At 70.6% G+C, this 25584-nt stretch carries 35 protein-coding genes; 12 read left to right on the top strand and 23 right to left on the bottom strand.

Annotated elements, in window-relative coordinates:
- Nucleotides 1-149: 149 nt before the first annotated feature.
- Nucleotides 150-1127 carry a zinc metalloprotease HtpX gene (htpX, locus tag I5731_RS05390; RefSeq protein ID WP_197310346.1) on the bottom strand — a complete coding sequence of 326 codons (978 nt, stop codon included), beginning with the start codon at nt 1125-1127 and terminating at the stop codon, nt 150-152.
- 247 nt (nt 1128-1374) lie between these two features.
- On the opposite strand from htpX, the gene I5731_RS05385 reads away from it, so the two are divergent.
- The 8 genes from I5731_RS05385 (at nt 1375) to I5731_RS05350 (ending at nt 7076) form a co-directional block, all read left to right on the top strand.
- Nucleotides 1375-1629, top strand: coding sequence for a DUF1674 domain-containing protein (locus I5731_RS05385; protein ID WP_407941819.1), 255 nt, complete (start codon nt 1375-1377; stop codon nt 1627-1629).
- A gap of 308 nt (nt 1630-1937) precedes the next feature.
- Nucleotides 1938-3284, top strand: coding sequence for a pilus assembly protein TadG-related protein (locus I5731_RS05380; RefSeq protein ID WP_197310345.1), 1347 nt, complete (start codon nt 1938-1940; stop codon nt 3282-3284).
- Between the two features lie 166 nt (nt 3285-3450).
- Entirely contained in the window at nt 3451-3885 is a 435-nt protein-coding gene (locus I5731_RS05375) for a thermonuclease family protein (RefSeq protein WP_197310344.1), read from the top strand.
- Between the two features lie 444 nt (nt 3886-4329).
- The gene (locus tag I5731_RS05370; protein ID WP_197310343.1) at nt 4330-4857 is read left to right on the top strand and encodes a disulfide bond formation protein B; all 528 of its coding nucleotides are present in this window, start codon (nt 4330-4332) and stop codon (nt 4855-4857) included.
- 157 nt (nt 4858-5014) lie between these two features.
- Nucleotides 5015-5584, top strand: a complete 570-nt coding sequence (locus tag I5731_RS05365; RefSeq protein WP_197310342.1) for a copper chaperone PCu(A)C — start codon at nt 5015-5017, stop codon at nt 5582-5584.
- Nucleotides 5581-6186 carry an SCO family protein gene (locus I5731_RS05360; protein ID WP_235981558.1) on the top strand — a complete coding sequence of 202 codons (606 nt, stop codon included), beginning with the start codon at nt 5581-5583 and terminating at the stop codon, nt 6184-6186. The genes I5731_RS05365 and I5731_RS05360 overlap by 4 nt, the downstream gene beginning before the upstream one ends.
- A gap of 37 nt (nt 6187-6223) precedes the next feature.
- Complete coding sequence (locus tag I5731_RS05355; RefSeq protein ID WP_197310341.1) at nt 6224-6403, top strand: hypothetical protein; 180 nt, start codon at nt 6224-6226, stop codon at nt 6401-6403.
- Between the two features lie 418 nt (nt 6404-6821).
- Nucleotides 6822-7076 (top strand): sulfurtransferase TusA family protein, encoded by a 255-nt coding sequence (locus I5731_RS05350; protein ID WP_197310458.1) that lies wholly within the window; start codon nt 6822-6824, stop codon nt 7074-7076.
- 38 nt (nt 7077-7114) lie between these two features.
- On the opposite strand, the gene I5731_RS05345 is transcribed toward I5731_RS05350, so the two are convergent.
- The 7 genes from I5731_RS05345 to I5731_RS05315 all read right to left on the bottom strand — a co-directional run bounded on the left by I5731_RS05345 (nt 7115) and on the right by I5731_RS05315 (nt 12399).
- Nucleotides 7115-7996, bottom strand: a complete 882-nt coding sequence (locus I5731_RS05345; protein ID WP_197310340.1) for a 3-hydroxybutyryl-CoA dehydrogenase — start codon at nt 7994-7996, stop codon at nt 7115-7117.
- Between the two features lie 133 nt (nt 7997-8129).
- A complete protein-coding gene (locus tag I5731_RS05340) occupies nt 8130-9062 on the bottom strand; it encodes an electron transfer flavoprotein subunit alpha/FixB family protein (RefSeq protein ID WP_197310339.1) in 933 nt (310 codons plus the stop codon).
- Nucleotides 9063-9085: 23 nt separating this feature from the next.
- Nucleotides 9086-9835, bottom strand: coding sequence for an electron transfer flavoprotein subunit beta/FixA family protein (locus I5731_RS05335; RefSeq protein WP_197310338.1), 750 nt, complete (start codon nt 9833-9835; stop codon nt 9086-9088).
- 214 nt (nt 9836-10049) lie between these two features.
- Entirely contained in the window at nt 10050-10628 is a 579-nt protein-coding gene (locus I5731_RS05330) for a cob(I)yrinic acid a,c-diamide adenosyltransferase (protein WP_197310337.1), read from the bottom strand.
- A 110-nt stretch (nt 10629-10738) separates the two neighbouring features.
- Entirely contained in the window at nt 10739-10933 is a 195-nt protein-coding gene (locus I5731_RS05325; RefSeq protein ID WP_197310336.1) for a twin transmembrane helix small protein, read from the bottom strand.
- A 111-nt stretch (nt 10934-11044) separates the two neighbouring features.
- Nucleotides 11045-11692, bottom strand: coding sequence for an alpha/beta hydrolase (locus I5731_RS05320; RefSeq protein WP_197310335.1), 648 nt, complete (start codon nt 11690-11692; stop codon nt 11045-11047).
- 65 nt (nt 11693-11757) lie between these two features.
- Nucleotides 11758-12399, bottom strand: coding sequence for a DNA-3-methyladenine glycosylase family protein (locus I5731_RS05315; protein ID WP_197310334.1), 642 nt, complete (start codon nt 12397-12399; stop codon nt 11758-11760).
- A 190-nt stretch (nt 12400-12589) separates the two neighbouring features.
- Between I5731_RS05315 and gluQRS the strand changes: the two genes are divergently transcribed.
- Nucleotides 12590-13435 carry a tRNA glutamyl-Q(34) synthetase GluQRS gene (gene gluQRS / locus I5731_RS05310; protein WP_328838209.1) on the top strand — a complete coding sequence of 282 codons (846 nt, stop codon included), beginning with the start codon at nt 12590-12592 and terminating at the stop codon, nt 13433-13435.
- Nucleotides 13436-13439: 4 nt separating this feature from the next.
- Here gluQRS and I5731_RS05305 read toward each other — a convergent pair whose 3' ends face one another.
- Nucleotides 13440-14384, bottom strand: a complete 945-nt coding sequence (locus I5731_RS05305) for an AEC family transporter (protein ID WP_197310333.1) — start codon at nt 14382-14384, stop codon at nt 13440-13442.
- Nucleotides 14385-14539: 155 nt separating this feature from the next.
- Nucleotides 14540-14998, bottom strand: coding sequence for a tautomerase family protein (locus tag I5731_RS05300; protein WP_197310332.1), 459 nt, complete (start codon nt 14996-14998; stop codon nt 14540-14542).
- Between the two features lie 115 nt (nt 14999-15113).
- Between I5731_RS05300 and I5731_RS05295 the strand changes: the two genes are divergently transcribed.
- Nucleotides 15114-16010: a LysR family transcriptional regulator gene (locus I5731_RS05295; RefSeq protein ID WP_197310331.1), complete on the top strand. Its 897-nt coding sequence runs from the start codon at nt 15114-15116 to the stop codon at nt 16008-16010.
- Nucleotides 16011-16028: 18 nt separating this feature from the next.
- On the opposite strand, the gene ureG is transcribed toward I5731_RS05295, so the two are convergent.
- Together ureG and I5731_RS05285 are read right to left on the bottom strand one after the other, a co-directional pair.
- The gene (ureG, locus tag I5731_RS05290) at nt 16029-16649 is read right to left on the bottom strand and encodes an urease accessory protein UreG (RefSeq protein ID WP_197310330.1); all 621 of its coding nucleotides are present in this window, start codon (nt 16647-16649) and stop codon (nt 16029-16031) included.
- Nucleotides 16646-17314, bottom strand: a complete 669-nt coding sequence (locus I5731_RS05285) for an urease accessory protein UreF (protein WP_235981555.1) — start codon at nt 17312-17314, stop codon at nt 16646-16648. Before I5731_RS05285 ends, ureG begins: the two co-directional genes overlap by 4 nt.
- A gap of 72 nt (nt 17315-17386) precedes the next feature.
- Between I5731_RS05285 and I5731_RS05280 the strand changes: the two genes are divergently transcribed.
- Both I5731_RS05280 and I5731_RS05275 read left to right on the top strand, forming a co-directional pair.
- Nucleotides 17387-17593, top strand: coding sequence for a hypothetical protein (locus tag I5731_RS05280; RefSeq protein ID WP_197310328.1), 207 nt, complete (start codon nt 17387-17389; stop codon nt 17591-17593).
- On the top strand, nt 17590-18324 hold the full coding sequence (locus I5731_RS05275; protein WP_197310327.1) for a hypothetical protein: 735 nt from the start codon (nt 17590-17592) through the stop codon (nt 18322-18324). The genes I5731_RS05280 and I5731_RS05275 overlap by 4 nt, the downstream gene beginning before the upstream one ends.
- 108 nt (nt 18325-18432) lie before the next feature.
- Here the strand turns inward: I5731_RS05275 and I5731_RS05270 are convergent, their stop codons facing one another.
- The 11 genes from I5731_RS05270 to I5731_RS05220 all read right to left on the bottom strand — a co-directional run bounded on the left by I5731_RS05270 (nt 18433) and on the right by I5731_RS05220 (nt 25259).
- Nucleotides 18433-19083: an urease accessory protein UreE gene (locus tag I5731_RS05270; RefSeq protein ID WP_197310326.1), complete on the bottom strand. Its 651-nt coding sequence runs from the start codon at nt 19081-19083 to the stop codon at nt 18433-18435.
- A 193-nt stretch (nt 19084-19276) separates the two neighbouring features.
- Complete coding sequence (locus I5731_RS05265) at nt 19277-19915, bottom strand: glutathione S-transferase family protein (protein ID WP_197310325.1); 639 nt, start codon at nt 19913-19915, stop codon at nt 19277-19279.
- Nucleotides 19916-19959: 44 nt separating this feature from the next.
- The gene (gene ureC / locus I5731_RS05260) at nt 19960-21675 is read right to left on the bottom strand and encodes an urease subunit alpha (RefSeq protein WP_197310324.1); all 1716 of its coding nucleotides are present in this window, start codon (nt 21673-21675) and stop codon (nt 19960-19962) included.
- A gap of 5 nt (nt 21676-21680) precedes the next feature.
- On the bottom strand, nt 21681-22079 hold the full coding sequence (locus tag I5731_RS05255; RefSeq protein ID WP_197310323.1) for a DUF6980 family protein: 399 nt from the start codon (nt 22077-22079) through the stop codon (nt 21681-21683).
- Nucleotides 22080-22205: 126 nt separating this feature from the next.
- Entirely contained in the window at nt 22206-22604 is a 399-nt protein-coding gene (locus tag I5731_RS05250; RefSeq protein ID WP_197310322.1) for a PIN domain-containing protein, read from the bottom strand.
- Complete coding sequence (locus tag I5731_RS05245) at nt 22601-22870, bottom strand: AbrB/MazE/SpoVT family DNA-binding domain-containing protein (protein ID WP_197310321.1); 270 nt, start codon at nt 22868-22870, stop codon at nt 22601-22603. Before I5731_RS05245 ends, I5731_RS05250 begins: the two co-directional genes overlap by 4 nt.
- Nucleotides 22871-22978: 108 nt before the next feature.
- Nucleotides 22979-23374, bottom strand: coding sequence for a hypothetical protein (locus tag I5731_RS05240; protein ID WP_197310320.1), 396 nt, complete (start codon nt 23372-23374; stop codon nt 22979-22981).
- The gene (locus I5731_RS05235) at nt 23371-23682 is read right to left on the bottom strand and encodes an urease subunit beta (RefSeq protein WP_197310319.1); all 312 of its coding nucleotides are present in this window, start codon (nt 23680-23682) and stop codon (nt 23371-23373) included. The genes I5731_RS05240 and I5731_RS05235 overlap by 4 nt, the downstream gene beginning before the upstream one ends.
- On the bottom strand, nt 23679-23960 hold the full coding sequence (locus I5731_RS05230) for a DUF1272 domain-containing protein (protein WP_197310318.1): 282 nt from the start codon (nt 23958-23960) through the stop codon (nt 23679-23681). The genes I5731_RS05235 and I5731_RS05230 overlap by 4 nt, the downstream gene beginning before the upstream one ends.
- Nucleotides 23961-23987: 27 nt before the next feature.
- The gene (locus tag I5731_RS05225) at nt 23988-24290 is read right to left on the bottom strand and encodes an urease subunit gamma (RefSeq protein ID WP_197310317.1); all 303 of its coding nucleotides are present in this window, start codon (nt 24288-24290) and stop codon (nt 23988-23990) included.
- 129 nt (nt 24291-24419) lie between these two features.
- Nucleotides 24420-25259, bottom strand: coding sequence for an urease accessory protein UreD (locus I5731_RS05220; RefSeq protein ID WP_197310316.1), 840 nt, complete (start codon nt 25257-25259; stop codon nt 24420-24422).
- Nucleotides 25260-25584: the final 325 nt, after the last annotated feature.

Below are 25584 nucleotides of genomic sequence, written 5' to 3'. Positions count from 1 at the left end.
CACGTGCCGGGATCAGCGGAACGAGGGTGCGGCAAAGCACGGCGACTAGCACGCCGAAGGCGGCGCTGGCGAGCCCGGAGGCATGCAGGGGCCGCGGAAACCTGCCGCCTGCATGGCAGGCGCGCGCCGCGGCGGCCGGCTTCCCGCTCTCAGCGGCCACCCCAGGGACCGCGGCGGGGACCGGTCGGGCCGGTGCGCGGGCCGGTCGGACCAGCGCCGCCCTGCGCCGCGCCCCAGGGGCCGGCCGGCGCCGCGTCACCAAAACCGGCGGATGCCGGACGGCCCATCTCGCGGGCGAACTGCATCAGCGCGGCGATGCGGTTCTCCGTCGCCGGGTGGGTCGAGAACAGGTTGTCCATCCGCGCGCCCGACAGCGGGTTGATGATGAAGAGATGCGCCGAGGCGGGGTTCGCCTCCGCGGTGCGGTTCTCCGTGCGCCGCACGCCCCCGGCGATCTTGCCGAGCGCCGAGGCGAGCCAGGCCGGATCGCCGCAGATCTCGGCGCCTAGCCGGTCGGCGGAATATTCGCGGGTGCGCGAGATCGCCGTCTGCACCAGCATCGCGGCGAGCGGCGCGACGATCATCGTCACCAGCACGCCGACGAAGCCGAGCGGGTTGTTGTTGTCGCGGTTACCGCCGAAGAACAGGCCGAAGTTCGCCAGCATCGACACCGCGCCGGCGATCGTCGCCGTCACCGTCATGATCAGCGTGTCGCGGTTCTTGATGTGGGCGAGCTCGTGCGCCATCACGCCGGCGATCTCCTCGCGGTTGAGGGTCGCGAGCAGGCCGGTCGTCGCGGCGACGGCGGCGTTCTGCGGGTTGCGGCCGGTGGCGAACGCGTTCGGCTGCGGGTTGTCGATGATGTAGACCTTCGGCACCGGCAGCCCGGCGCGCGCCGACAGCGCCTCGATCATCTCGACGAGCTCCGGTGCGCTGCGGCGGTCGACCTGGCGGGCGCCGTGCATGGAGAGCACCATGCGGTCGGAGTTCCAGTAGCTGAAGAGGTTCATCGCCGCGGCGACGGCGAGCGCGACCATCATGCCGCCCTGCCCGCCGATCATGAAGCCGACGCCCATGAACAGCGCGGTCATGCCCGCGAGCAGAATACCGGTCTTCACAACGTTCATCGCAGTCGTTGACCCTTGCGCCTGACCGCGGCATCCATGGCCCGTCCGGCGGCGGTCACGCCGGCGGGGCTTCCCACACGCGCGGGAACGACCAATATGATGGGTATTGCGGTCGCGCGCGGCAAGGACAGGCGCCCGCGTCCGCCGACGGGGCCGCCCGGATCGCCCGTGCCGGCCGCAAGGCCGGGCCAGCGAAGACGCCAGCGAAGAACCCGGCGAACAGTGCCCGCGAACGAGGATGAACGGCGTGACCCCAGACGACCCCAACGCCGCCGCGCCGGACCTGCCGCCGGCCGCCGACGCCATGCCGGACACGGTACCCGAGCCGCCGCCGCGCGTGCTCAGCGACGCCGCCCGGCGCGCCCTCGCCGAAGCGGAGGAACGCCGCCGCGCCGCGGACGCCGCCCGCACGCCCCTGCCGCCGGAGGTCAACGGCCGCGGCGGGCCCGAGCCGGTGCGCTACGGCGACTGGGAAGTGAAGGGGATCATCAGCGACTTCTGACGGGCGGAAACGGGCGGCGAACGCCGCTGCCCGGGCCGCCCCGATCGCCTGGCTCCGCCTGTGCCGTTCCGGGACGCCGCACGCGCCGACGCCGTCCGGCCTGTGCGGCTCCGGACCCCGCATGGTTAAGCCGCGGTAAACGACCCCCGCCCCGCGCACGCCGCCGTTAATCCTGCGCTGCGCTGCATCAAACGCATGCAACCACTTAACCGCCCGCCGCCCGCCGCCGCCGTACTGCGCCCCGCTCCGGCACGACTCCTGCCAATCAGCCGGCAGAACAAGTCGACGTCCGTGACGGGAGCACCGGGATGGCACTGGCTAGCAGCACTTTCATCGAGCGGCTCGAGCGGTTCGGCCGCGACCGTCGCGGCGGCATGGCCATGATCTTCGCCGGCACCCTGACCGCCGCCATGCTGGCGACCGGCGTCGCCATCGACTTCGGCCAGGCGACCCGGGTGCGCGGCCAGATGACGACGGCGCTCGACAGCGCCTCGCTCGCCGCGGCGCGCGAGATGTCGGCCGGCGAGAAGAACATCGACCGGATCGTCGCCATCGCCCGCCAGCAATATGCCGCGAACTTCTCGGCCGGCCGCTCGGAGCTGATCGAGACCGTCTCCTTCAGCGTCGTGCCCGACACCGCCTCGTCGACCGTCGCCGTCACCGCCGCCTCGCGGCTGCCGACCGCCTTCATGGGCATCGCCGGCATCGAGACCATCGACGTCGGCGCCACCTCGGTCGCCGCGATCGACGGCTCGGTCGTCGAGATCTCGATGATGCTCGACCTCACCGGATCGATGGGCGACCATCCCGGCCGCAACTGGAGCGTCGGCCGGCCGAAGGTGCGCGACCTCGAGGACGCCGCCAAAGCCCTCGTCGACACGCTGCTCCCCGCCGGCACCAACGCCAACGGCAAGGTCCGCATCGGGCTCGCGCCGTTCAGCGAGGGCGTCAATCCCGGCCGCTTCCTCACCGCCGTGACCGGCGTGCGCAACCCGGCGACCGACTGCGTCGTCGAGCGCACCGGTGCCGACGCCGCCTCCGACAAGGCGCCGCGCTTCTACGCCGGCCCGGTCGCCGCCATGCCGCTCGCCCCGGTCGACCGCATGGGCCGCTCCTTCTATTGCCTGTCGAAGACCGTGCAGCCGCTCACCGACGACCGCGACACGCTGCTGCGCGGCCTCTCGAACCTGCCCGTCGGCGGCTATACCGCCGGCCACATCGGCACCGCCTGGGCCCGCTACCTGCTGTCGCCGAGCTGGAGCGGCATCTGGCCGAGCGAGAGCAGCCCGGCCGGCTACGGCGGCGCGATGACGAAGAAGATCGCCATCCTGATGACCGACGGCCAGTACAACACCTTCTACGACATCGACCCGGGCCGCCGCAGCTACGCCGACGCGGTGCACCAGCAGGCGAAGCGCTCGGCGGACGCCGCCGTGGCCCTGTGCACCTCGATGAAGAACGACGGCATCACCGTCTATACGGTCGGCTTCGACCTCACCGGGGCCGAAGGCGCCGCCGCCAAGCAGACCCTGCAGGCCTGCGCCTCCTACGTCGACGGCCGTCTCGCCTTCTTCGATGCCAAGGATGGCGAGGACCTGCTCGCGGCCTATCTCGAGATCGCCCGCCAGATCCTCAACCTCCGCCTCTCGTCCTGAGTGAAACGCGGGCCGCAAACGACCCGCAAAGATTGCATGCTGGCCTGACTTATTCCTTAAATTGAGTCGGCGCGCTTCCCGTTCTTGATTTGTTCATTTATTCCGAGCTATAGGAATTCATTCCGCCGGCGTGAGGCTGCGCCGGCCCGATTCGGGAATGGGTTTCATGCTCCGGACGCTGGTCGTCGCCCTCACCTGCCTTGCCGCCGCGCCGGCCCCCGCCGCCGAGCGGATCGAGGGGCCGCTCGCCGCCGACGTGGTGCGCGTGATCGACGGCGACACGCTGCTCGTTCGCGCCAAGGTCTGGCTCGGCACCGAAGTGACGGTCGCCGTCCGCATCCGTGGCATCGACGCGCCGGAGAAGCGCTCCGCCTGCGCCGAGGAGCGCCGCGCCGCCGACCGCGCCGCGATCGGCCTCGCCGCTACCATCGGCGACGCGCCGATCACGCTGACGGCGGTCGCCGGCGACAAGTATGCCGGCCGGGTGCTCGCCGACGTCGCCACCGCGACGGGCACCTCCGTGGCGGGCGCCCTGCTCGGCGCCGGCCTCGCCCGCACCTACGCCGGCGGCAGCCGCGCGCCCTGGTGTCCGGCGCCGTAGCGGCGGCATCACCGGCGGTTCGCCACCTTGCGGACGGGTCCGGTTGCACCCGGGATTGGCGAGTGGAAAATTCATAGTTTCGCCCCCATTCGGCCCAACCGGGACCATCCTGCCCCCCGATCATCCCTCTCGTTGCCTCGGACGGCCCGGCTCGGATTGGCTCTGGATTTTCCAGCCCCCCAGCCCCCCGGAGCCGTGTACCGGGTCGGGCTTCCGCGCGGCGCGAGCCCCCAAATCACGCGCCTGTCGCGGTCCGTTCGAGGCAACGATCTTCTCCTCAGCTGCAATCACCCCTCCAGCGCCGCCTTCACCGCGGCCATCCCGTAAGGGCTCACCGCGACGAACGCTTGCGGTCGGCGCCGTGCATGCATTATCGACGTTCTGCGGGGAGAGCTCGATGGCGGCGGACCGGGCACGACGATCGACATGCGGGGGGCAGGATCGATGAGCAGCGACCTCGGGACACGGGACCATCACGCGACCGGGGCGATCGCCGCCGCCGCGCTCGCCTTCGCCATCGGACTCGGCGCCATTCTCGCCGCCTGGGGCTTCCAGCTCATCGGCGGCTACCTGCCGTGCCAGCTCTGCTATCAGGAGCGCATCCCCTATTACCTCGGCCTGCCGCCGCTGGCTCTCGGGCTCTGGCTCGCCGCGAACGGCCGGTTGCGCGGTTTTGCCCGCGGCCTGCTGCTGCTCTCCGGCGCCATCTTCGCCGCCGGCTTCGCGCTCGGCGGCTACCACGCCGGCGCCGAGTGGGGCTTCTGGCCCGGCCCGAGCGACTGCGGCGGCGGCATGCTGCCGCCCGCCTCGGCGGACGACCTGCTCGGCCAGATCCGCTCCACCCGCCTCGTCTCCTGCACCGAGGCGAGCTTCCGCCTGTTCGGCCTGTCCTTTGCCGGCTGGAACGTCGTCGCCTCGGCGACCGTCGCCGTGCTCGCCTTCGTCGGCGCCCGCAACCTGCGCCGCGCCTGAGCACCGTCTGCGGCGATTGGCCGGCGTCCGCCGGGGGTTTCCGTCGCCCGGGGAAGCGACTAGATAAGGGCCCGTCGGCCGGCGCCGGTCCCATCGCGGCCGCGCCCCGGCGCCGGCAGGGTCCGGCCGACCGCCGCCCGCAACGAGAACGGACGCCATGATCCGCACCACGCTTTCCATCACGAGCGCCGCCCTGCTCCTGGCCCTCGCGGCAGCCCAGCCGGCCCGCGCCGAAGAGCCCGCGGCGACCCCCGCACCGCAGCGGCCGACCACCGCGATGCCGACCATGCGCGGCGACATCGCCGAGGTGCCGGTCGAGGCGCCGGTCTCCCGCTTCGGCGCGATCGAGATCGTCGGCCCCTGGGCCCGCGCCAGCCTCGCCGGCTCGCGCGTCGGCGGCGCGTACTTCCTGATCCGCAACACCGGCGACAGCGAAGTCCGGCTGGTCACGGCCGAGACTCCCGTCGCCCAATCGGCGACCCTGCGCCACATGCCGGTCGTCGACGGCGTCGTCCGCCCGGTCATCGTCGAGGGCGGCATTGCGGTCGCCGCCGGTGACAGCGTCGACCTCAGGCCCGGCTCGTTCAACGTGATGCTGCACAATCTGACGACGCCGCTGCGGCCGGGCTCGACCTTCCCGCTGACGCTCGGCTTCTCCGACGGCACCACCGCCGTGGTCGACGTCGTGGTCTGGGACATCGGCACCATGCGGGTGATCGCGAAATGAGCCGGGCCACCAGCGGACTGCGCATCGTCCGGATCGTGCTCTGGGCCACCGTCGCGGTGCTCGTCGCGGTGACGGCAGCCGCCGTGCTGCTGCGCGAGCAGGCCGCGGAGACCCAGGCGGCCATCGGCGGGCCGTTCCAGCTCGTCGACCAGGACGGCGCCCCGGCCACCGAGGCGATGTTCGCCGGCCGGCCGCACCTGATCTTCTTCGGCTTCACCCACTGCCCGGACATCTGCCCGACGACGCTGGCCGACCTCTCGATGCACTTCGAGGCGCTCGGCCCGGCCGGCGACCCGATCGTCGCCGCCTTCGTCACGGTCGACCCGGAGCGCGATACGCCCGAGGTGATGAAGAGCTACCTCTCCTCGTTCTCGAACCGCATCGTCGGCCTGACCGGCAGCGAGGAAGCGATCGCCAAGGTGGTCGCCGACTACCGCGCCCACCGCCGCAAGGTGCCGCTCGAGGGCGGGGACTACACCATGGACCACACCGCCGCGGTCTACCTGTTCGGCAGCGACGGCGACTTCCGCGGCACCATCGACCTCACCGAATCGAACGACGTCCAGCTCGCCAAGCTGAAGCGTCTGGTCGGGGCGAGCTGAGCCAGGCAGAGTGACGACATCCGGGGACGGCAGCGGCATGGCGATACGGGCGGCAGAGGGCGGCAGGCGGCGGACGGCACGGCACGGCGCCCTCGTCGCCGGCCTCGGCCTCGCCGTGTTCGCCGCCCTCGGCGGCGCCGCCGTCGCCCTCAACCTGCAGCATGGCGAGACGATCTTCGCCGAGCGCCTGATCACCGGGATCATGAACTGTTTTTGACATCCGGCGTCGGGTCGGCGGAGCTCAGATCTTCGCAGCCGGGTAGAGATCGTTTTCACCTCAGCTCGGCGAGAGCGGCAGACTCGGCGAGAGCGGCAGGCTCGGCGGGAGTAGCCGGCGCACGCACCCGGCCTCGTCCTTCGAGACAGCCGCTGCGCGGCTTCCTCAGGATGAGGCCTTCGCGAGTTCTCGTTTCGCTGCGGTGGCTTGTCCTTTTCCCTCACCCTGAGGAAGCCGCGCAGCGGCTGTCTCGAAGGGCGAGGGAAAAGCCGGGGCGTCGGCGACACTCCCCCCGAAAGAGGTCGGCAAGCGGCTGGAATCGCCGGGCGATTGGGGCTAATTGCCTAGGACGCGGCGGTGAACCGCGCATCACTGGACCGTTCCCGCGATGACGACCGAGGTTTCAGCGATCGACCCGATGACCGGCCGAGAGGACGCCGCCGCCGATCCCGCCGTCGTGCTCGACCTGCGCGGCCTGCACTGCCCCATGCCCGTGCTGCGCGCCCGCAAGGCGCTGGAGACGATGGCGCCGGGTGCCCGGATCGCCGTCGAGGCGACCGATCCGCTCGCCGCGATCGATCTCCCCCACTTCTGTCATGAGAATGGCCACGTCTACCTCGGCCGCACTGACCGGGATGGCGTCTCGACCCATCTGATCGAGCGCGGCGCCTGACGGCAGCCGGCGCGGGCATCACCGCGCCGGAAGAGCGGTCAGCGGGTCGGGACGGGGTGTTCGCCGCGGTAGTCGTAGAAGCCGCGCTGCGTCTTGCGGCCGAGCCAGCCGGCCTCGACGTATTTCACCAGCAGCGGGCAGGGGCGGTACTTCGAATCCGCCAGCCCCTCGTAGAGCACCTGCATCACGCTGAGGCAGGTGTCGAGGCCGATGAAGTCGGCGAGCTGCAGCGGCCCCATCGGATGGTTGGCGCCGAGTCGCATCGCGGTGTCGATCGCGTCCACCGTGCCGACGCCCTCGTAGAGCGTGTAGATCGCCTCGTTGATCATCGGCAGCAGGATGCGGTTGACCATGAAGGCGGGGAAATCCTCGGAGACCGCGATGGTCTTGCCCAGGCTGCGCACGAAGGTCTTGGCGAGGTCGAAGGTCTCGTCCTCGGTCGCGATGCCGCGCACGAGCTCGACGAGCTGCATCACCGGCACCGGGTTCATGAAGTGGATGCCGATGAAGCGCTCCGGCCGGTCGGTCGAGGCCGCGAGCCGGGTGATCGAGATCGACGAGGTGTTGGTCGCCAGCATCGCGTCCGGCTTCAGGTGCGGACAGAGCGACTGGAACACCTTGCGCTTGACCGTCTCGTTCTCGGTCGCCGCCTCGATGACGAGGTCGATGTCGGCGAGCTCTTCCGGCGCCGCGACGACGCGGATGCGCTGCATCGCCGCCTTGCGCTCGTCGTCGGTGATCTTGCCGCCGGCGACCTGGCGCATCAGGTTGCCGTTGATGGTGGCGAGGCCCGCCTCCACCCGCTCGAGCGCGACGTCGTAGAAGCCGACGTCGAAGCCCGCCAGCGCGCAGACATGGGCGATACCGCTGCCCATCTGGCCCGCACCGATCACGCCGACCGACCTGATCTCAGCAATCATGAGGTCCAACCATGGTTAGCCGGCGCCAGAAGCCGGGTTGCGCTGTCGCCGGGCGAAACGCGCCGCGGCAGTAGGGTGCCAGCATAGCGAAGGCGGCGCCGGATGTCCGGCGTTTCGCGGGGGCGGACGGCGATCAGCCGAGTTCCTTGACGATCTGCGGCACCAGCTCGAAGATATCGCCGACGAGGCCGTAGTCGGCGACCTGGAAGATCGGCGCTTCGTCGTCCTTGTTCACCGCGACGATGATCTTGGAATCCTTCATGCCGGCGAGATGCTGGATCGCGCCCGAGATGCCGAGCGCGATGTAGAGCTCCGGCGCCACCACCTTGCCGGTCTGGCCCACCTGCCAGTCGTTCGGCGCGTAGCCGGCGTCGACCGCGGCGCGGCTGGCGCCGACGGCGGCGCCGAGCCTGTCGGCGAGCGGCAGCACCACCTGCTGGAACTTCTCCGCCGAGCCGAGTGCCCGACCGCCCGAGACGATGATCTTCGCCGAGGTGAGTTCCGGCCGGTCGTTCTCGGAGATCGCCTCGCCGACGAAGCTCGACAGCGCCGGGTCGGCGACGGCGGCCACCGTCTCGACCGGGGCCGAGCCGCCCTCGCCCGTCGCCGCGAAGGTCGAGGTGCGCACCGTGATCACCTTCTTGGCGTCGGTCGCCTTGACGGTCTGGATCGCGTTGCCGGCGTAGATCGGCCGCTCGAAGGTGTCGGGGGCGACGACGGCGGTGATGTCGGAGACCTGCATCACGTCGAGCAGCGCCGCGACGCGCGGCAGCGTGTTCTTCGCCGCCGAGGTCGCCGGCGCGACGATCGCGTCGTAACCGCCGGCGAGCGAGGCGATGAGGTCCGCCACCGGCTCGGCGAGCTGGTGCGCATAGCCGTCCGCGTCCGCGACCAGCACCTTGGCGACGCCGGAGAGTTTCGCGGCGGCCTCGGCGGCCGGCCCGCAGCCCGAGCCCGCGACCAGCACGTGCACGTCGCCGCCGAGGGCGAGGGCGGCGGTGAGCGCGCGGTTGGTGGCGTCCTTCAGCGACGCGTTGTCGTGTTCGGCGAGGAGGAGCGTTGTCATTGTCGTTGTCTTCCCTCGGGCGATCAGAGAACGCCGGCTTCCTGGCGCAGCTTGGCGACGAGTTCGGCGGCGGAGCCGACCTTGATGCCCGCCTGGCGGCCGGCGGGCTCGGCGGTCTTCACCACGGTGAGCCGCGGGGCGGTGTCGACGCCGTAGTCGGCGGCCGACTTCGTCTCGAGCGGCTTCTTCTTCGCCTTCATGATGTTGGGCAGCGAGGCATAGCGCGGCTCGTTGAGCCGCAGGTCCGTCGTCACCACCGCCGGCAGCTTCAGCTGCACGGTCTGCAGGCCGCCGTCGATCTCGCGGGTGACGTCGACGGTGCCCTCCGCCGGCACGACCTTGGAGGCAAACGTGCCCTGGCCCCAGCCGAGCAGCGCCGCCAGCATCTGGCCGGTCTGGTTGCAGTCGTCGTCGATCGCCTGCTTGCCGAGGATGATCAGCCCGGGCTGCTCCTCGAGCGCGATCGCCTTCAGGATCTTGGCGACGGCGAGCGGCTCGACCGTGCCGTCGACCTGCACGAGGATGCCGCGGTCGGCGCCCATGGCGAGGCCGGTGCGCAGGGTTTCCTGCGCCTGCGCCGGGCCGATCGAGACCACGACGACCTCGGTCGCCTTGCCGGCTTCCTTGATCCGCAGCGCCTCTTCGACGGCGATTTCGTCGAAGGGGTTCATCGACATCTTGACGTTGGCGAGATCGACGCCGGACCCGTCGGGCTTGACGCGGATCTTGACGTTGTAGTCGACAACCCGCTTGACGGGCACCAGGATCTTCATTCGCCGGCCTCCAGGACCTTTTGTGGCATCCGCGCGTCGTGGCGGCGAGCGAGATCCGGACGGCCGGTTGGACGCCCGGCATCGCTGCCTGCCGCACTGCGGCATTTTTTGGTCGAGGGACCGTAAAGGCCTTGGCCGAGCGCTGTCAACGCCGCTCGCGTCGCAGTCCCGGCCGCGCCGGACGGCCCCGATGCCGTGCCGATCGGGGCTTCGCTCAGCGGTTCTTGCCGGGCACCCAGAGCACGTCGTCGGCGCCGCGGCCGTTGACCCAGCGCGAGGCGACGAAGAAGAAATCGGACAGGCGGTTGAGGTACTTCACCGCCTCCGGGTTCACCTTCTCGCCGGGCTGGTGCGACAGCTCCACCGTCAGCCGCTCCGCGCGCCGGCTCACCGTGCGGCAGAGGTGCAGGTAGGCCGCCGCGGCCGCCCCGCCCGGCAGGACGAAAGAGCGCAGCGGCTTCAGGTCCTTGTTGAGGTGATCGATCGCCTGTTCGATCGCCGCGACCTGGCCGGCGGTGATGCGCAGCGGCTCGTAGGGCGGCGGCTCCTCGGTCTCCGGCGTCGCGAGATCGGCGCCGAGGTCGAAGAGGTCGTTCTGGATCCGCCCGAGCACCGCGTCGAGCTCCGGCTCGGCGGCGAGGTGCAGCCGGGCGAGGCCGACGGCGGCGTTGGTCTCGTCGACGGTGCCGTAGCTCGCGACGCGGACGTCGTACTTCGCCCGCCGCTCGCCCGAGCCGAGCGCGGTCGTGCCGTCGTCGCCGGTGCGCGTGTAGATCTTGTTGAGGACGACCATGAAACCTCCGGGAGCCTGCCGCGCCGCGCCGCCGCAGCGCGCCGGTAGCCTATACACCGTCGCGGCGACCGCCGTGGCCGCCTGCGACAATCGGCGCCGCGAGCGCCGCGTCAGGCGGACTGCTGCAGCCAGATCGCCACCATGATCACCGCCACCGCCACCGCCTGCAGCCCGACGCGCCAGCGCATCAGCTTCTGCGACGTGTTGGCGTTGCCGCCGCGCATCATGTTGAAGAGGCCCATCAAGAGCACGATGCCGACGGCACCGACCGCGACGGGAACGAGGACCTGGAACAGCGTGGACATGGATCGACCCGTCGATTGATGGCCGCGGCAACCCCCGTCGCCCGGCCCGCCCTGAAATTCAGCGCCAGCATATAGGCCGAATCGCGCCGATGAACATCGCCGCGCCGCGCCTCAGCCGAGCGCCTCGCGCACGGCGGCGAGGCCGAGCAGCAGGCCGCGCTGGTCGATGCCGTGGCCGACGCCGGGCGAGATGTGGAAGCTGACCGGAATATCCGCGGCGCCCAGCGCATCGGTCGCCTCGAACAAGAGGTCGATCGGCAGCACCTCGTCGCGGTCGCCGTGGATCAGCGTGATCGGCGGCTTCACCTTGACCTCGCCGAGATGCTCCGGCCCGGCGAGCTTGCCGGAATAGCCGATGATCGCGCCGGGCGCCGACGGCCGGCGCAGGCCGACGTGCAGCGCCATCATGGTGCCCTGGCTGAAGCCGACCAGCACGATGCGGTTCTCCGCGATCTGCAGCCGCGCCCGCTCGGCGTCGAGGAAGCCGTGCAGCGCCGGCGCGGCGTGGACGGCGCCGCGCCAGTATTCGGTCGGATCGCGCAGGGTGAGCGGAAACCACTGTCGCCCGGTCGGCGCCATGCCGCAGGGCTCGGGCGCATGCGGCGAGACGAAGGCGCAGTCGGGCAGTTCCGGCGCCCAGCTGCGACCGATGTCGATCAGGTCGCGCCCGTCGGCGCCGTAGCCGTGCAGGAACACGACGAGGCTGGTGGCGGGGCGCCCGGACACGGGGGCGAGGCGAGGGCCGTCGATCACGGACATGGGGGCTTACCGTTGACGTTGGGAGAGCGGAAGGGACGGCCGCGGGCCGGACCCGCCCGGAGGGCTCAGACCGGCAACGCGGTCCGCCCTTCGCGGCGAACCTTATAATAGGCCCAGAACAGCTTCGCCGCTACGCCGCGCCACGGCGACCAGGGCGCGGCGATCTCGCGCATCACGGCTTCCTTCGGCCGCGCCTCGAGGCCGAAGGCGTCGGCGGCCGCAACCTGCAGCGCGAGGTCGCCGGCCGGGAAGATGTCGGCGTTGCGGGCGCAAAACAGCAGGAAGATCTCCGCCGTCCAGCGGCCGATGCCGGGAATGCGCACCAGTGCCTCCACCGCGTCGTCGGGCGCGGCCTCGGCGAGCGCCTCGAGATCGAGCCCCTCGGTCACCGCCGTAGCGACCGCGCCGAGCGTCTTCAGCTTGCCGGCCGAAAGGCCGCACGCGCGGAGTTCTTCGGGCGGCACGGCGGCAAAGGCCGCCGCGTCGACCGCGCCGATCCGCGCCTCGACCCGGCCCCAGATCGCCGCGGCGCTGGCGACCGAGAGCTGCTGCGCCACCACGATCCGCGCCACGCCCTCGAAGCCCGGTGCCCGGTAGCGCAGCGCCACGGGCCCGGTCTCGGCGATCACGGGCACGAGGCGCGGGTCGAGGCGGGCGAGCGCCTCTAGGCCCTCGGCCATGTCGGCATCGGTAAGCAGGCGGCGCATGGGTTTGTCCTCGCCTCGGAAGCGGCGATAATGGTCGCGCCGGCCCGGCGAGGGAAGCCCCGCCCTGCAACCCCTGCCCCGGCCGTCTGCCGTCGCCCCGCGTTGCATCGTTCGAAGGCCGAGACCGATTTCCGCCCCATCCGACATCCCGCCTTCGACAGCTGCCGCCGAGCCCGCCGCGGGCCGACGCGTGTTTCGCTTCGCGCCGTCGCCGAACGGCGACCTGCACCTCGGCCACGCCCTGTCGGCGCTCCTCAACCATGATCTCGCGCGGGCGACCGGCGGGCGCATGCTGGTGCGGATCGAGGACATCGACACGAGCCGCGCCCGACCCGAATTCGAGGCGCGCATTCTGGATGACCTCGACTGGCTCGGCATCGCCTACGAACGCCCGGTGCGGCGGCAGTCGGCGCACGGCCCCGACTACCGCGCCGCCCTCGATCGCCTCGCCGGCATGGGCCTCGTCTATACCTCGTTCGCGAGCCGCGGCGAGATCCGCGCCTTCGTCGCCGCCCGGCCGGACTGGCCGCACGATCCCGACGGCGCCCCGGTCTACCCAGGCTTCGGCCGCGACGATCCCCACGCCGCCGCCCGGACCCGGATCCTGGCCGGCGAACCGCATGCGCTGCGCCTCGACATGGCCCGCGCCATCGCCCGCGCGGGCACGCCGGGCTGGCGCGAGGACGCGGCCGACGGCACCCCGGCCCCGATCACCGCCGACCCGGCCGCCTGGGGCGACGTGGTGCTCGCCCGGAAAGACGCCCCGGCGAGCTACCACCTCGCCGTCGTCGTCGACGATGGGGCACAAGGGGTGACGGACGTGGTGCGCGGCGCCGACCTCTTTGCCGCGACGGCGGTGCACCGGCTGCTGCAGCAACTGCTCGGCCTGCCCGCGCCGCGCTATCGCCACCACCGGCTGGTGCTGGGTGCCGACGGGCGCAAGCTCTCGAAGTCGGAGGGGGCGGCGAGCCTGCGGACCTTGCGCGCCGAGGGCGCGACGCCCGCCGACGTGCGCCGGCTGGTCGGCCTCGGCTGACCGGTCAGGTGAGCAGCAGCGCCCAGATCGACACCGAGATCGCCCCGAGCGCCGTCGTCAGCGTGATCACCGACGAGGCGAGGCCGTGGCCGACGCCGAAGTGATTGGCGATGAGATAGGCGTTGATGCCGGTCGGCACCGAGGCGGTGAGCACCAGCGCCGCGGTCCAGACCGGGTCGAGCCCGATCAGCCGGGCGACCAGCAGCACCGTCGCCGGCAGCGCGACGAGCTTCAGCGCCGTCATCACCAGCGCCGGCCCGACGTTGCCCGAGATGCCGTAGCGGCGCAGGCCGAGGCCCATCGAGACCAGCGCCGCCGGCGCCGCGCAGTTGGCGAGCTGCTCCATCACCGCCGCCGGCACGCCGGTGACCGGGATGCCGGCGAGATGCACCAGCGAACCGGCGGTGAGGCCGATCACCAGCGGGTTGCGCACGAGGTTGACGGCGACCTGGCGCAGGATCGCCAGCACCGACTGGCCGGGCGTCCCCGCCTCGCGCCGCTCGGCCCGCTCCATCATCAGCGTGCCGGCGATCATCATCACCGGCAGATGCACCGAGAGCAGGATCGACAGCGCCACCATGCCGCGCGCATCGAGGATGCGCTCGACCAGCGGCAGGCCGATGAAGACGTTGTTGGCAAACGCCGACGAGACGCCCGCGACGACGCCGATGCGCCGGTCGCGGCCGAACAGCCGCGTCGCGATCAGGTGCCCGGCCGTCCAGGTCACGGCGACGCCGGTGAAATAGGACAGCCACAGGCCCCAGGGCGAGGCGTCGGCGAAATCGGCGTTGACGATGGTGCGAAACAGCAGCACCGGCACTGCGAGGCGGAACACGAACTCGCCGAGAGCATCGCCGACGGCCGGCTTCAGCAGCCCGGCGGCCCCCGCCACCCAGCCGATCGCGATCAGGGCGAAGATGGGCAGGACGTTGTCGACGATGGAGGACATCGGGCTTCCGGGCGCTTGATCGGGCGCATCCCGCGCGCGGGCCGCAGCTTCCTCGTAGACCGTGCCGCCCCGCGCCACAACCCGCCGCGCCGGGGCGACGCGGCCGCCCGGCGCATGGGAGCCATGAGCGCGGGCGCCGGACCACGGCCGCGAGTTCAGCGCACCCCGTGGGCGAGCGCCCGGTCGGAGCGGCGCTCCCGCTCCTCCGCGTCGATCCGGTCGGCGATGAAGCGAAACTCCTGCGTGAGCCCGCCGTAGCCATAGGCCTCGGCGCGGACGTCGTCGACGTGGACGTAGCTTTCGGCATGCAGCGGCCCGAGCAGGTCTCGCAGCGCGGCGAACACCGCGGCGATGTAGGCGGCCTTTTCGGCCTTCGTGTTGGTGCCGTCGGTGATGCGGATTTCGAGGAAGAAGCTGCCGAGCCCGTGCCGGGCGAGCGCCGTGCCGGCGATGAACCAGTCCTCAGGGTCGACGGCACGGAGCGTCAATGCCGTCAGCTCGGGCTTCTTCTTCAGGATCGCGGCGGTCGGCCCGAGCACGGCGCGGGCGATCTCCGGCCGGGCCGGCGGGCGCCGGCCGGCGGCGGCGGCGTAGGTGAGCTGCAGGATCGGCATCGTCGGGTCCTCCACCGGGCCGCGACGGCGGCCCCTGCAAACAGGCATAGGACCGACATTGAAATTCCGGAAACGAATAGATATCATCGAACCTATATCACTTTGGAATGATCAAATGACGGTCGTCCTCGACATCGATCTCCTGCGCACCTTCGCCGTGCTCTCCGACAGCCTGAGCTTCACCCAGGCCGGCGACCGCCTCGGCGCGACCCAATCGGCGATCAGCGTGCGGGTGAAGAAGCTCGAGGAGCGCATCGGCCGGGCGCTGTTCGAACGAAACCCGCGCAGCGTGGCGCTGACACCGTTCGGCGCCGACTTCCTCGCCGACGCCCGCCGCATCCTCGCCGTGCACGACGAGGCGCTGCGCCGCGCGGCCGCGAAGGATGCGCCGATGGAACTCGCCATCGGCATCAGCGAGCACGCCGGCGGCCACCACCTGACCGCCGCGCTGTCCGCGATGCGGGCGCTGGCGCCGCGGCTGCGGATCCGCGTGCAGCTCGGCCTCTCCGACACGCTGATCGACGAATTCGACCGTGGCCAGCTCGACGCGGTGATCGTCCGCCGCAACATCGCCGCCGAGCCCGGCCGGGCCGAGGACGCCCGCGAGCGCAGCGGCGCCGGGCGGATGCTGTTTCGCGACGATCTCGTCTGGGCGGCGGCGCCGTCGCTGGTGCTGCTGCCGGGCGAGCCGGTGCCGCTCGCCACCATCGGCGCACCGTGCAACGCCCGCGTCGCCGCCGTGACGGCGCTGGAGGCCGCCGGCCTGCCGTGGACCGAGGTGATGTCGAGCCGCGGTCTCGCAGCGATCCAGGCCGCGGTCGCCGCCGGCCTCGGCGTCGGCTGCTTCGGCCTGCGCCATGTGCCGGCCGGCGTGCGCACCCTTGGGCCCCCCGACGGCCTGCCGCCGCTGCCGGCGAGCGAGGCCGTGCTGTTCGAGCGCGGCGACCGCCCGGCCGTCTCGGAGGTCATCGCCCGCTTCGCCGCCGCGATCCGCGACGCCGCGCGCGGCTGAGTTCCGCCGGGCGCCGGATCAGGCGACGAGGCCGCCCTTCTCCTCGATGAAGCGCACCACCTCGTCGACGCCGACGCCGGCGCGGACATTCGCAAAAACGAACGGGCGCTCGCGCCGCATCATCTTCGAATCGCGGTCCATCACCTCGAGCGAGGCGCCGACCATCGGCGCGAGGTCGATCTTGTTGATGACGAGCAGGTCGGAACGGGTGATGCCCGGCCCGCCCTTGCGCGGGATCTTGTCGCCGGCCGAGACATCGATGACGTAGATCGTGAGGTCGGCGAGTTCCGGCGAGAAGGTGGCGGCGAGATTGTCGCCGCCCGATTCGATCAGGATCAGGTCGAGCCCCGGGAAGGCCGCCTCGAGGTCGGCGACCGCGGCGAGGTTGATCGAGGCATCCTCGCGGATGGCGGTGTGCGGGCAGCCGCCGGTCTCGACGCCGAGGATGCGCTCGGGCGGCAGCGCGCCGGAGCGGGTCAGGAACTCCGCGTCTTCCTTCGTGTAGATGTCGTTGGTGATCGCCGCGATCTCGTGCCGGTCGCGCAGCGCCTTGCACAGCGCATCCATCAGCGCCGTCTTGCCGGAGCCGACCGGGCCGCCGACGCCGACCCGGAGCGGGCCGTTCTTCGAAGAGGTCATGAGCGGAAAAGCCTCGTGTACTGGGTCTCGTGCCGCATCGAGGCGATGTCGGCGGCGATCGCGGCGCCGCCGATCGCGTCGAGCGGCGCGATGATAGCGCCAGACGCGACCTCCGCCACCACCTTCTCGAGCGCCACGATCACCCGCTGCCCGTCGGTCTGGCCGAGCGGCACCGCGCGTACCGCCGCCGACACCACGTTGGCGCTGAACGCCGCCAGCGTCGCCTCCGCCGCCCGGCCGAGCGGCAGGCCGTGGTCGGCCGCCGCCACCGCGACCGCGACCGCATAGGGCAGCGGCGCCCGCGGCGCGTGCGCGGCGAGCGCATTGAGCGTCGCCGAGCCCCAGGTCTTGCCGATCGCCTCGGCAAACGCCCGCCCCTGCGCCCCCGCCTCCAGCCGCCGCTCCTTCGAGGCGCCGAGTGCATGGCCGAGTTCGGCGAGCGCCGCGATTGCCTGGACGTCCCCTGCCGCCGCGGCCCGGTGGGCATGCGCGAACAGGATCATGTCGTTCCACCCCGCCCCATGCCGCAGCACCGCACCGAGCCAGTCCGTCAGCGACGCCGCATCCGTCACGTCCCCCGCCTCGATCGCCCACTCCAGCCCATGCGAATAGGTGAACGCCCCGACGGGAAAGGCAGGCGAGAGCCAGGCGAGCAGGCGATACAACTCTTGATTATTCATATGACAGGATACACTAATTGATAGGCGCAGTAGCGGAGCGACGATGGAGAGCCAGTGATGCACGGGCTTGGAATGGTGGCCAAGGTCTATCTCGTTCTGATCGCTGGCCTCGGCGCGATGATCCTCGCATCGGCCTACCTGCCATGGGACTTCCGGCAAACCTATTCGGCCAGTCTGATCCAATGTTTTACGGGGCTGATCATCGCGCTCGGCGGCTATGCCACGGCGTTCGCCGACCTCGCATGGCGGAGGAGGAGCGAGTGAAGAAGCTCTGCCTTTTCCTCGCGCTCATCGCGCTGCTCACCCCGCCTCCCGTCGCAGCGCAGCCGGTGGAGCGCCTGCAGATCGACCCGTCGGTCGTCATGGCCTGCGCGGCGGGAATGAACATCACGCTCACCTCCGATCAGCTTGGCGCGATCCAGGATTTCCTGTTCGGTCATGATGTGTCCGGCCGCGGTGGCGGCGTGGAGGTGACGACAAACTTCCTTGAACTGTTCGAGCCAGCCCAGAGGCCCGACGTCCTGCGCATTTATCACGCCTGCATTCTCGGTCTCGTCCGCCCGCCGACGCCGAGCCGGATCAATCCCCGTGACCAGATGGCGGTGCCCGTGCTGTTCGACATGAGCTCACGCACCTACTACGAGCATGCGATCTGCACCGATCCCGCGATCCGCATGCACTTCCAGACGGCGTGGGACCTGCGACGCCTCGGCGGGGAGGATGCAGACACCCGGTTCGCGCCGTTCAAGACCTTGCTCGACCAGATTCTCGGCCCGATGACCAGCGATCCCTTCGTAAAGGAGATCGCCGGCATCGATCCCGCCTCGATCGATTGCAGCGGGCCGCGGGCCTGCGAAGTGCGCGGCATCGTGCCGGTGACGGCACTGTCCGAGCCGATCCGCGCCTATGATGCGACCTTCGTGCGCATCACCGTCAATGCCGGCACTTGCGAGGGCCGCACCGGCTGGATCAACGAGCGCTTCATCGACTACTGATCCCCGCCGCTGCGGCTGCTGGCGGGCCAATCCCGATCGGGCTGGATGGGCGACCCCAGCGCAACGCCCGAAGGTTACTCTACCGGGACCGCCTTGGTCGCCGCACCCTCACTTGTGGTCGTGACCGCAGCCGCAGTCCGGGCCGTGGTGATGGGCGTGGTCGTGCCCATGACTATGATCATGATCATGATCATGATCGTGGCCATGCGCGTGCCCGTGATCATGGCTGTGGCCGTGGTCATGATCGTGGGCATGAGCATGCCCGTGGTCGTGCCCCTCGTGCCCATGCCCGTGGTCATGATGCCCATGATCGTGCCCGTGCACCGCCCCGAGCCCATACGCCCCGCCCTCCGGGTCGAACGGCGCCAGCACATGCGCGACCCGGGCGCCGAGCTTGACGGCCATGTCCTCGATGACGTGGTCCTCGCGGATCAGCAGGCGGTCGCCGGCGAGTTGGGTCGGCAGGTGGCGGTTGCCGAGGTGCCAGGCGAGGCGCACGAGGTGGGCGGTGTCGTCGGCGGTGATCTCGAGCAGCCGCTCGGGCTTTGCCGTGACGAGGATCACCCGGCCGTCCTCGAGTTCGAGGCCGTCGCCCTCCTTCATCACCTTCGCCTCCGGCAGGTCGAGCAGGAACGCCGTGCCGCCGGTGCAGCGCATGACGAGGCGGCGCCGGTGGCGGTCATCGCGCTCGAGAAAGAGGCGGTCGGCCGGCTCGGCGGTGAAGCTGCCGGCGGGCAGGATGCGGGTGGCGCGGATCATCGTCGGTCTCCGTGGGGGCAGCCCTCCCGGCGAGGCGGGGCTGGTCGCCGCAGGGGTGGCTTGGCGGCGGTTCAGGGCCGGTTCAGGGGTTTGGCTTACCCCGTTCTCCGGCGGGCGTCGACGCCGATCGCAAGCGACCGCACGCCGGATGGACCCGGCCCCGCGGAGAGGACAGCGGGTCGGGCCGGGGCGCTCAGGCCTGCGCCGGCATCAGGGCGGCCGGCGGCTTCCAGCCCGGCAAGGCCGCGATCCGCGCTGCCCAGGCCTCGACCGCCGGAAACTCCGCCGCCCGGTCGATGCCGGTCGGTTCGCTGTAGTAGGCGTAGCCGGCGAGCGAGAGGTCGGCGATCGTCGGCCGGCCGCCGACGAGGAAATCGCTTGCCGCCAGATGCTTGTCGACGATGCCGTAGGCGGCCCGCGCCCGGCCGCGCAGCCACTCCGTCACCGGCGTCTCGCCGGTCTTCTGCAAGCCGTAGAGAAAACGCAGCGTGGCGTAGTAGCTGGTGAACTTGTGGTTGTCGAACAGGATCCAGCGCAGGATCTCGCGCCGTTCCTGCTCGTCCGCGGGGCCGAACTGGCCGGTGAGGCCGGCGAGATAGTCGAGGATGACGCCCGACTGCGTCAGCCGGACCATGCCATCGGCGCCCTTGTGCTCCAGCACCGGCGCCTCGCCCATCTCGTTGACGCTGTCGCGCCATTCCGGCGTGCGCGTCGCCCCCGCGAAGAACGGCACCAGCACCGGCGACCAGTCGCAACCGCAAAGCTCCAGCATCAGCGCCGCCTTGTAGGCATTGCCGCTCTCGACGAAGCAGTGCAGGGAGAATTCGGACATGGGTTTCTTTCATTCGGTTCAATGAATGGCGACCCCAGTCGCCCTCAGAACAGGAAGTACCGCTGCGCCATCGGCAGCACGTCGGCCGGCTCGCAGGTGAGCAGTTCGCCGTCGGCGCGCACCTCGTAGGTCTCGGGGTCGACCTCGATGTTCGGCGTCGCGGCGTTGTGGATCATCGCCGCCTTGCCGATGCCGCCGCGGGTGTTCTTCACGGCGAGCAGCGTCTTCTCGACGCCGTAGCTCTCGGCGATGCCCGCATCGAGCGCCGCCTGGCTGACAAAGGTCACCGAGGAGGCGGTAAGCGCCTTGCCGTAGCTTGCGAACATCGGCCGGTAGTGCACCGGCTGCGGCGTCGGGATCGAGGCGTTCGGGTCGCCCATCTGGGCGGCGGCGATCGAGCCCATCTTCAGGATCAGGTCCGGCTTCACGCCGAAGAACGCCGGCGACCACAGCACGAGGTCGGCGAGTTTTCCCACTTCGACCGAACCGATGTGCGCGTCGAGCCCCTGCGCGATCGCCGGGTTGATCGTCACCTTGGCGATGTAGCGTTTCACCCGGAAATTGTCGTTGCCGCGCCCCTTGTCCTCCGGCAGCGCGCCGCGTTGCACCTTCATCTTGTGGGCGGTCTGGAAGGTGCGGATGATCACCTCGCCGACGCGGCCCATCGCCTGGCTGTCCGACGAAATGATCGAGAAGGCGCCCATGTCGTGCAGGATGTCCTCGGCCGCGATGGTCTCCTTGCGGATCCGGCTCTCGGCGAAGGCGACGTCCTCGGGGATCGAGCTGTCGAGGTGATGGCAGACCATCAGCATGTCGAGGTGTTCGTCGAGCGTGTTGCGGGTGTAGGGCCGCGTCGGGTTGGTCGACGAGGGGATGACGTTGGCAAGGCCTGCCACCTTGATGATGTCCGGCGCATGGCCGCCGCCGGCGCCCTCGGTGTGGAAGGCGTGGATGGTGCGGCCCTTGAAGGCGGCGACCGTATCCTCGACGAAGCCGCTCTCGTTCAGCGTGTCGGTGTGGATCATCACCTGCACGTCGTAGGCGTCGGCGACCGAGAGGCAGGTGTCGATGGCGGCGGGCGTCGTGCCCCAGTCCTCGTGCAGCTTCAGCGCGCAGGCACCCGCCTTGATCTGCTCCTCGAGCGCGGCGGGCAGCGCGGCGTTGCCCTTGCCGGCGAAGGCGAGGTTCATCGGGAAGGCGTCGGCGGACTGGATCATCCGCTTGAGATGCCACGGACCCGGCGTGCAGGTGGTGGCGTTGGTGCCGGTCGCCGGCCCCGTGCCGCCGCCGAGCATGCAGGTGACGCCCGACATCAGCGCCTCCTCGATCTGCTGCGGGCAGATGTAGTGGATGTGCATGTCGAGCGCGCCGGCGGTGAGGATCTTGCCCTCACCGGCGATCACCTCGGTGCCCGGGCCGACGATGATCGTCACCCCCGGCTGCACATCCGGGTTACCCGCCTTGCCGATGCCGGCGATGCGCCCGTCTTTCAGGCCTACGTCGGCCTTGACGATGCCCCAGTGGTCGATGATCAGCGCATTGGTGATCACCGTGTCGACGGCGCCGCCCGCGCGCGTCACCTGGCTCTGCCCCATGCCGTCGCGGATCACCTTGCCGCCGCCGAACTTCACCTCCTCGCCATAGGTGGTGAAATCCTTCTCGACCTCGACGACGAGCTCGGTATCGGCGAGCCGGATCCGGTCGCCGGTGGTCGGCCCGAACATGTCGGCATAGGCGGCGCGGGACATACGGTAGGACATCGGCTTCAGTCCGTTTTCTTGAGGTTGTCGAGACGCCATGCGGAGGTTGCGTACTTGGTCGGGATCGCCGGATCGTCGAAGTCCGAAAAGCCGAGAGCTTCCACTTCATCGAACCAGTCGTCCCGGCGGCTTGAAGGTAGCCTGGTGCCACAGAACGGGCAGAAGTCGATCAAGATGACCGCAGATCCGCCGTCGTGAACGATCAATCCGTATTCATCGAACTTGTCGCTGTAGGAGAACAACATGTCCGCGCACTCGAAGGGCTCGTCAGCGTGGATTTCGCAGTCGTTCGTCAGCGCGTCCGTCATGGTCTGGCAGCAGTGCGCCGGGTTGCCGGCGGCAGTTGCAGCACCCGCTTCATCCATGAAGAGCACTTTCCTCTCGCGATTCAGCCTGATCGACATGGGCGTCCCTCGTGAACCACGGCCCCCCGGATCAGGCCGTGACCGGGCCGGACAAGCAATCGACGGGCCGATCGAGGTGGGGCGGCAGGGGCAGGGCGGACATAGGGTAAGACTCCTGCGGCGATCTCAGGGGACGGCGATGAACCGGCGGCTCGCGATCGCGTCCGCATCGAAGGAATAGATCGCCGTAACGGTCTCGCGCTCGGCGTAGGCGGCGATGAGATAGTCGGCGAAATCGGCGCGCCCGGCGGTGTAGTCGACGACCGCGGTCTGGACGATGTCCCGATCGACGATCTGGATGAACGGCGTGCGCAGCACCTTTTCGAGGAAGGCGGCGATCAGCCCCTGCGGCTGCCGGAACACCTTGCGCAGTGCCCAGACCGTCTCGACCAGCACGATCGGCGAGACGACGACCGTGGTCCCGGTCGCAGCGGCCGATTCAAAGAGGCGGCGGGCGCGCTCGGACTGCTCGGGCGTATCGACCACCGCGATCCGCAGGAGGACGTTCGTGTCGACGGCGATCATGCCGGATCTCTTCCGGCCGAGCCGGCCTCCGCGGCGGCTTCGGCAATGCCCGCGTTGATCTCCGCGATGCTGCGCGCCGGGCCGTCGTAGGGCATCGATCCGAACAACTCGTCGAGGGTAGTCGTGATCGGCCGCAGCAGCACGGTGCCATCCCGCAAGACTTGCAACTCGACGCGGTCGCCCGCTGCGATTCCGAGTGCGTCCCGCAGTTGTCCCGGGATTGTGATCTGGCCTTTCGGCGACAGGGTGGCAACATGCGACGTCATGGGCATCTTCCGACGATAGGAGCTCTGGTCGGAAATTCTCTCATGTTTCCGACTAGAGCTCCAGTTTCATTCCCCCGTCCGCCCCTCGATCATCGGCCGCAGCCCGCTCTAGCTGACATCGATCAACCCCGGATAGAGCGTCCCGGCCGGCCCGTACCGCTTCACGACCTCGGCGCAATAGGCGGCGAGCCCGCGCGAGCCGATCATCTGATCGGCCGCCCGCGCGCCGCCGACCGCCGACGCCTGCATCGCCCCGGCGGCCAGGCTCTCGTCCCGCTTGACGATATCGAGGATCGCCTGGTGCTTTTCGTGATTGATCCGAACGGGAGCAGGACAGTCCATGGCCGGGTTGATGAACATGAAATCTTCGAGCAGCGCCGCCGACGTCCGGTTCTCGCCGGAGCCACCCGAGACGCACCCGGCGATCCCGGCCGCGAGGGCAAGGCCAACCAGAATGCGGCGAGTGTCAGCTCGAAAAGGCCTGTGGGTGGCGCCGGCCCTCACGTGTCCAGTCCGCCCATCACCTGCCCCCGGAACCCGAAAACCTCCCGCTTGCCGCGGAACGGCACCAGCGTGACGCTGCGGCTCTGGCCGGGCTCGAAGCGCACGGCGGTGCCGGCGGGGATGTCGAGGCGCAGGCCGCGGGCGGCGGCGCGGTCGAAGGCGAGGCCGGCGTTGGTCTCGGCGAAATGATAGTGGCTGCCGACCTGGATCGGCCGGTCGCCGGTGTTGGCGACCTCGATCGTCACGGTCTCGAGCCCGGCGTTGAGCTCGATCTCGCCCTCGGCGGGGAACACTTCTCCGGGGATCATGCGGCACGTTCCTCTGGGTCGGCGGCCGGCGGGGCGACCGCGGCGCAGCCATCTGGTTTCAGCACGCGCGTGGTCGAGGCGGGGAATCGGGCGAGCTTGCCCGCCGGGCGGACCGGGCGGCGCACCAGTTCGCCGCCGCAGTTGGGACAGACCCCGCCGAGCACCCCGGCGGCGCAATCCGCGCAGAAGGTGCACTCGAAGGTGCAGATCATCGCCGCGCGGCTCGCCGGCGGCAGGTCGCGGTCACAGCATTCGCAGTTCGGCCGAAGTTCCAGCATCACCCGCCCCCGTCGTCTCGTCACCCCTCAGCGGATCGGCTCGTGCACCGTCACCAGCTTGGTCCCGTCCGGGAACGTCGCCTCGACCTGCACGTCGTGGATCATTTCAGGAATTCCCGGCATCACCTGCTCGCGGCTGATCACATGCGCGCCGGCGGCCATCAGGTCGGCCACGCTGCGCCCGTCGCGCGCGCCCTCGACGACGAAATCGGTGATCAGCGCGATCGCTTCCGGATAGTTGAGCTTCACGCCGCGGGCGAGCCGGTTGCGGGCGACCATCGCCGCCACCGAGATCAGCAGCTTGTCCTTCTCGCGGGGAGTGAGATTCATGGCGCCGGACCAGCCCTCGTGGTTGGAATTTCCCGGAAGCTAGAACAAGTTCGCCGCCGATGAAAACAGCTTTCGTGCCGAGTTGCGGCAAAAGGCGTAATCCCGCGCCTGCCCGTCCTGCCTAAGCCGTCAGCACGACCAGTTCCGCGGCAGCGACCGGCCGCGGAAGGCTTCGAGGAAGCGCACCACGCCGTCGCGGATCGCCCGGCCGCCCGGGGCGAGCAGGCGGATGGCGAGCAGGCCGTCGAAAGCGCTGGCGCCCGCATCCACCCCGTCGGCGCCGAGCCCCGCGATCAGGTCGCGCGCCGCCTCCAGCCGCTGCTCGGCATCCGGCGCGATGTGGAGGATGGTGGCAAACGCCCGCCCGCCCCGTCCGGTGGCGGGGCCGGCGAGAGCCGCGCGGATGTCGCCGTCGAGCCGCAGCGTGTCGGCATAGATCAGCTTGCCGTCGCGCCGGACGCGCCAGGCGTCGGTGATCGCGGCCTCGCGCACCTCCTCGCCGCTCGCGGTGCGGCCGAGCACGACCTGCTCGACGGCGGTGAGCGATGCCGACGCCGTCGTCTCGACCTCGAGCCGCCGCTCGAGCCCGGCGCGGTCGAACACGATGGTCTCCTGCGGCAGCCATTCGGCGACGGCGTCCGCGGCGATCGTCAGGCGCGACACGATGCGGCCGCGGCCCGACGCGCGGCGGTAGATTCGCTCGGCGGCCTGGGTGGTGGCGGTGGCCCGCGTGCCGGCGCCCCAGCCGACCGCGTAGCCGAGATCGTCGCCGCCGGTGACGCCGCCGGCCGTGTTGATCAGGACGGCGAGCGGCACGCCGTCGTGGGTGCGCGGCAGGCGCACCTTGCAGCAGCCCTCCTGCCGCAGCACGTCGAGCCGCGTCGTGCCGCCGACCGCCTTGAAGGTGACCTCCGCCGCGCCGCGGGCGCGCTGCAGGGGAAAAGCCGCTTCGCCCGCCGTCGCAGTCATGCTGAGGTCACATTCTCCGGTTTGTTGCGGCGGTGAAGCTGCTCGCCGGATGCGGCGCGCCTTCGCAGCCGCAAAAGCCGCCCATGAGTGGCGGCAATCGGCCGTGAAGGCAAGCCTGTCCCGCCGGTTCCGCCACCGCCGGCAGAACCGGTTGAGGATGTCCCCCGAAAGGCGCCCGTGGCCCTGCCGCAGCGCAGCGTTTTCGGGTAAACAGCCTGTCGGGCCTTTCGAGCCGAGGCCCGGACGACGGTGAACCCCGCTGCGGCGGCGCAAGGTGCGCCGTTCCCGCCGCGGTCCCTGGACCCGCCCGACGCAAATCGACGAG

The organism is Methylobrevis albus (assembly GCF_015904235.1).
GTDB classification, from domain to species: domain Bacteria; phylum Pseudomonadota; class Alphaproteobacteria; order Rhizobiales; family Pleomorphomonadaceae; genus Methylobrevis_A; species Methylobrevis_A albus.
The sequence above is the reverse complement of the archived record's forward strand: the minus strand, read 5'-3'. Positions and strand labels throughout refer to the sequence as shown.

Bases quoted from the DNA above. Each gene is read 5' to 3' on its own strand.
- htpX (WP_197310346.1), bottom strand. From the start codon at position 1,127: ATGAACGTTGTGAAGACCGGTATTCTGCTCGCGGGCATGACCGCGCTG.
- I5731_RS05380 (WP_197310345.1), top strand. From the start codon at position 1,938: ATGGCACTGGCTAGCAGCACTTTCATCGAGCGGCTCGAGCGGTTCGGC.
- I5731_RS05375 (WP_197310344.1), top strand. From the start codon at position 3,451: ATGCTCCGGACGCTGGTCGTCGCCCTCACCTGCCTTGCCGCCGCGCCG.
- I5731_RS05370 (WP_197310343.1), top strand. From the start codon at position 4,330: ATGAGCAGCGACCTCGGGACACGGGACCATCACGCGACCGGGGCGATC.
- I5731_RS05365 (WP_197310342.1), top strand. From the start codon at position 5,015: ATGATCCGCACCACGCTTTCCATCACGAGCGCCGCCCTGCTCCTGGCC.
- I5731_RS05360 (WP_235981558.1), top strand. From the start codon at position 5,581: ATGAGCCGGGCCACCAGCGGACTGCGCATCGTCCGGATCGTGCTCTGG.
- I5731_RS05355 (WP_197310341.1), top strand. From the start codon at position 6,224: ATGGCGATACGGGCGGCAGAGGGCGGCAGGCGGCGGACGGCACGGCAC.
- I5731_RS05350 (WP_197310458.1), top strand. From the start codon at position 6,822: ATGACCGGCCGAGAGGACGCCGCCGCCGATCCCGCCGTCGTGCTCGAC.
- I5731_RS05345 (WP_197310340.1), bottom strand. From the start codon at position 7,996: ATGATTGCTGAGATCAGGTCGGTCGGCGTGATCGGTGCGGGCCAGATG.
- I5731_RS05340 (WP_197310339.1), bottom strand. From the start codon at position 9,062: ATGACAACGCTCCTCCTCGCCGAACACGACAACGCGTCGCTGAAGGAC.
- I5731_RS05335 (WP_197310338.1), bottom strand. From the start codon at position 9,835: ATGAAGATCCTGGTGCCCGTCAAGCGGGTTGTCGACTACAACGTCAAG.
- I5731_RS05330 (WP_197310337.1), bottom strand. From the start codon at position 10,628: ATGGTCGTCCTCAACAAGATCTACACGCGCACCGGCGACGACGGCACG.
- I5731_RS05325 (WP_197310336.1), bottom strand. From the start codon at position 10,933: ATGTCCACGCTGTTCCAGGTCCTCGTTCCCGTCGCGGTCGGTGCCGTC.
- I5731_RS05320 (WP_197310335.1), bottom strand. From the start codon at position 11,692: ATGTCCGTGATCGACGGCCCTCGCCTCGCCCCCGTGTCCGGGCGCCCC.
- I5731_RS05315 (WP_197310334.1), bottom strand. From the start codon at position 12,399: ATGCGCCGCCTGCTTACCGATGCCGACATGGCCGAGGGCCTAGAGGCG.
- I5731_RS05305 (WP_197310333.1), bottom strand. From the start codon at position 14,384: ATGTCCTCCATCGTCGACAACGTCCTGCCCATCTTCGCCCTGATCGCG.
- I5731_RS05300 (WP_197310332.1), bottom strand. From the start codon at position 14,998: ATGCCGATCCTGCAGCTCACCTACGCCGCCGCCGCCGGCCGGCGCCCG.
- I5731_RS05295 (WP_197310331.1), top strand. From the start codon at position 15,114: ATGACGGTCGTCCTCGACATCGATCTCCTGCGCACCTTCGCCGTGCTC.
- ureG (WP_197310330.1), bottom strand. From the start codon at position 16,649: ATGACCTCTTCGAAGAACGGCCCGCTCCGGGTCGGCGTCGGCGGCCCG.
- I5731_RS05280 (WP_197310328.1), top strand. From the start codon at position 17,387: ATGCACGGGCTTGGAATGGTGGCCAAGGTCTATCTCGTTCTGATCGCT.
- I5731_RS05270 (WP_197310326.1), bottom strand. From the start codon at position 19,083: ATGATCCGCGCCACCCGCATCCTGCCCGCCGGCAGCTTCACCGCCGAG.
- I5731_RS05265 (WP_197310325.1), bottom strand. From the start codon at position 19,915: ATGTCCGAATTCTCCCTGCACTGCTTCGTCGAGAGCGGCAATGCCTAC.
- ureC (WP_197310324.1), bottom strand. From the start codon at position 21,675: ATGTCCTACCGTATGTCCCGCGCCGCCTATGCCGACATGTTCGGGCCG.
- I5731_RS05255 (WP_197310323.1), bottom strand. From the start codon at position 22,079: ATGTCGATCAGGCTGAATCGCGAGAGGAAAGTGCTCTTCATGGATGAA.
- I5731_RS05250 (WP_197310322.1), bottom strand. From the start codon at position 22,604: ATGATCGCCGTCGACACGAACGTCCTCCTGCGGATCGCGGTGGTCGAT.
- I5731_RS05245 (WP_197310321.1), bottom strand. From the start codon at position 22,870: ATGACGTCGCATGTTGCCACCCTGTCGCCGAAAGGCCAGATCACAATC.
- I5731_RS05235 (WP_197310319.1), bottom strand. From the start codon at position 23,682: ATGATCCCCGGAGAAGTGTTCCCCGCCGAGGGCGAGATCGAGCTCAAC.
- I5731_RS05230 (WP_197310318.1), bottom strand. From the start codon at position 23,960: ATGCTGGAACTTCGGCCGAACTGCGAATGCTGTGACCGCGACCTGCCG.
- I5731_RS05225 (WP_197310317.1), bottom strand. From the start codon at position 24,290: ATGAATCTCACTCCCCGCGAGAAGGACAAGCTGCTGATCTCGGTGGCG.
- I5731_RS05220 (WP_197310316.1), bottom strand. From the start codon at position 25,259: ATGACTGCGACGGCGGGCGAAGCGGCTTTTCCCCTGCAGCGCGCCCGC.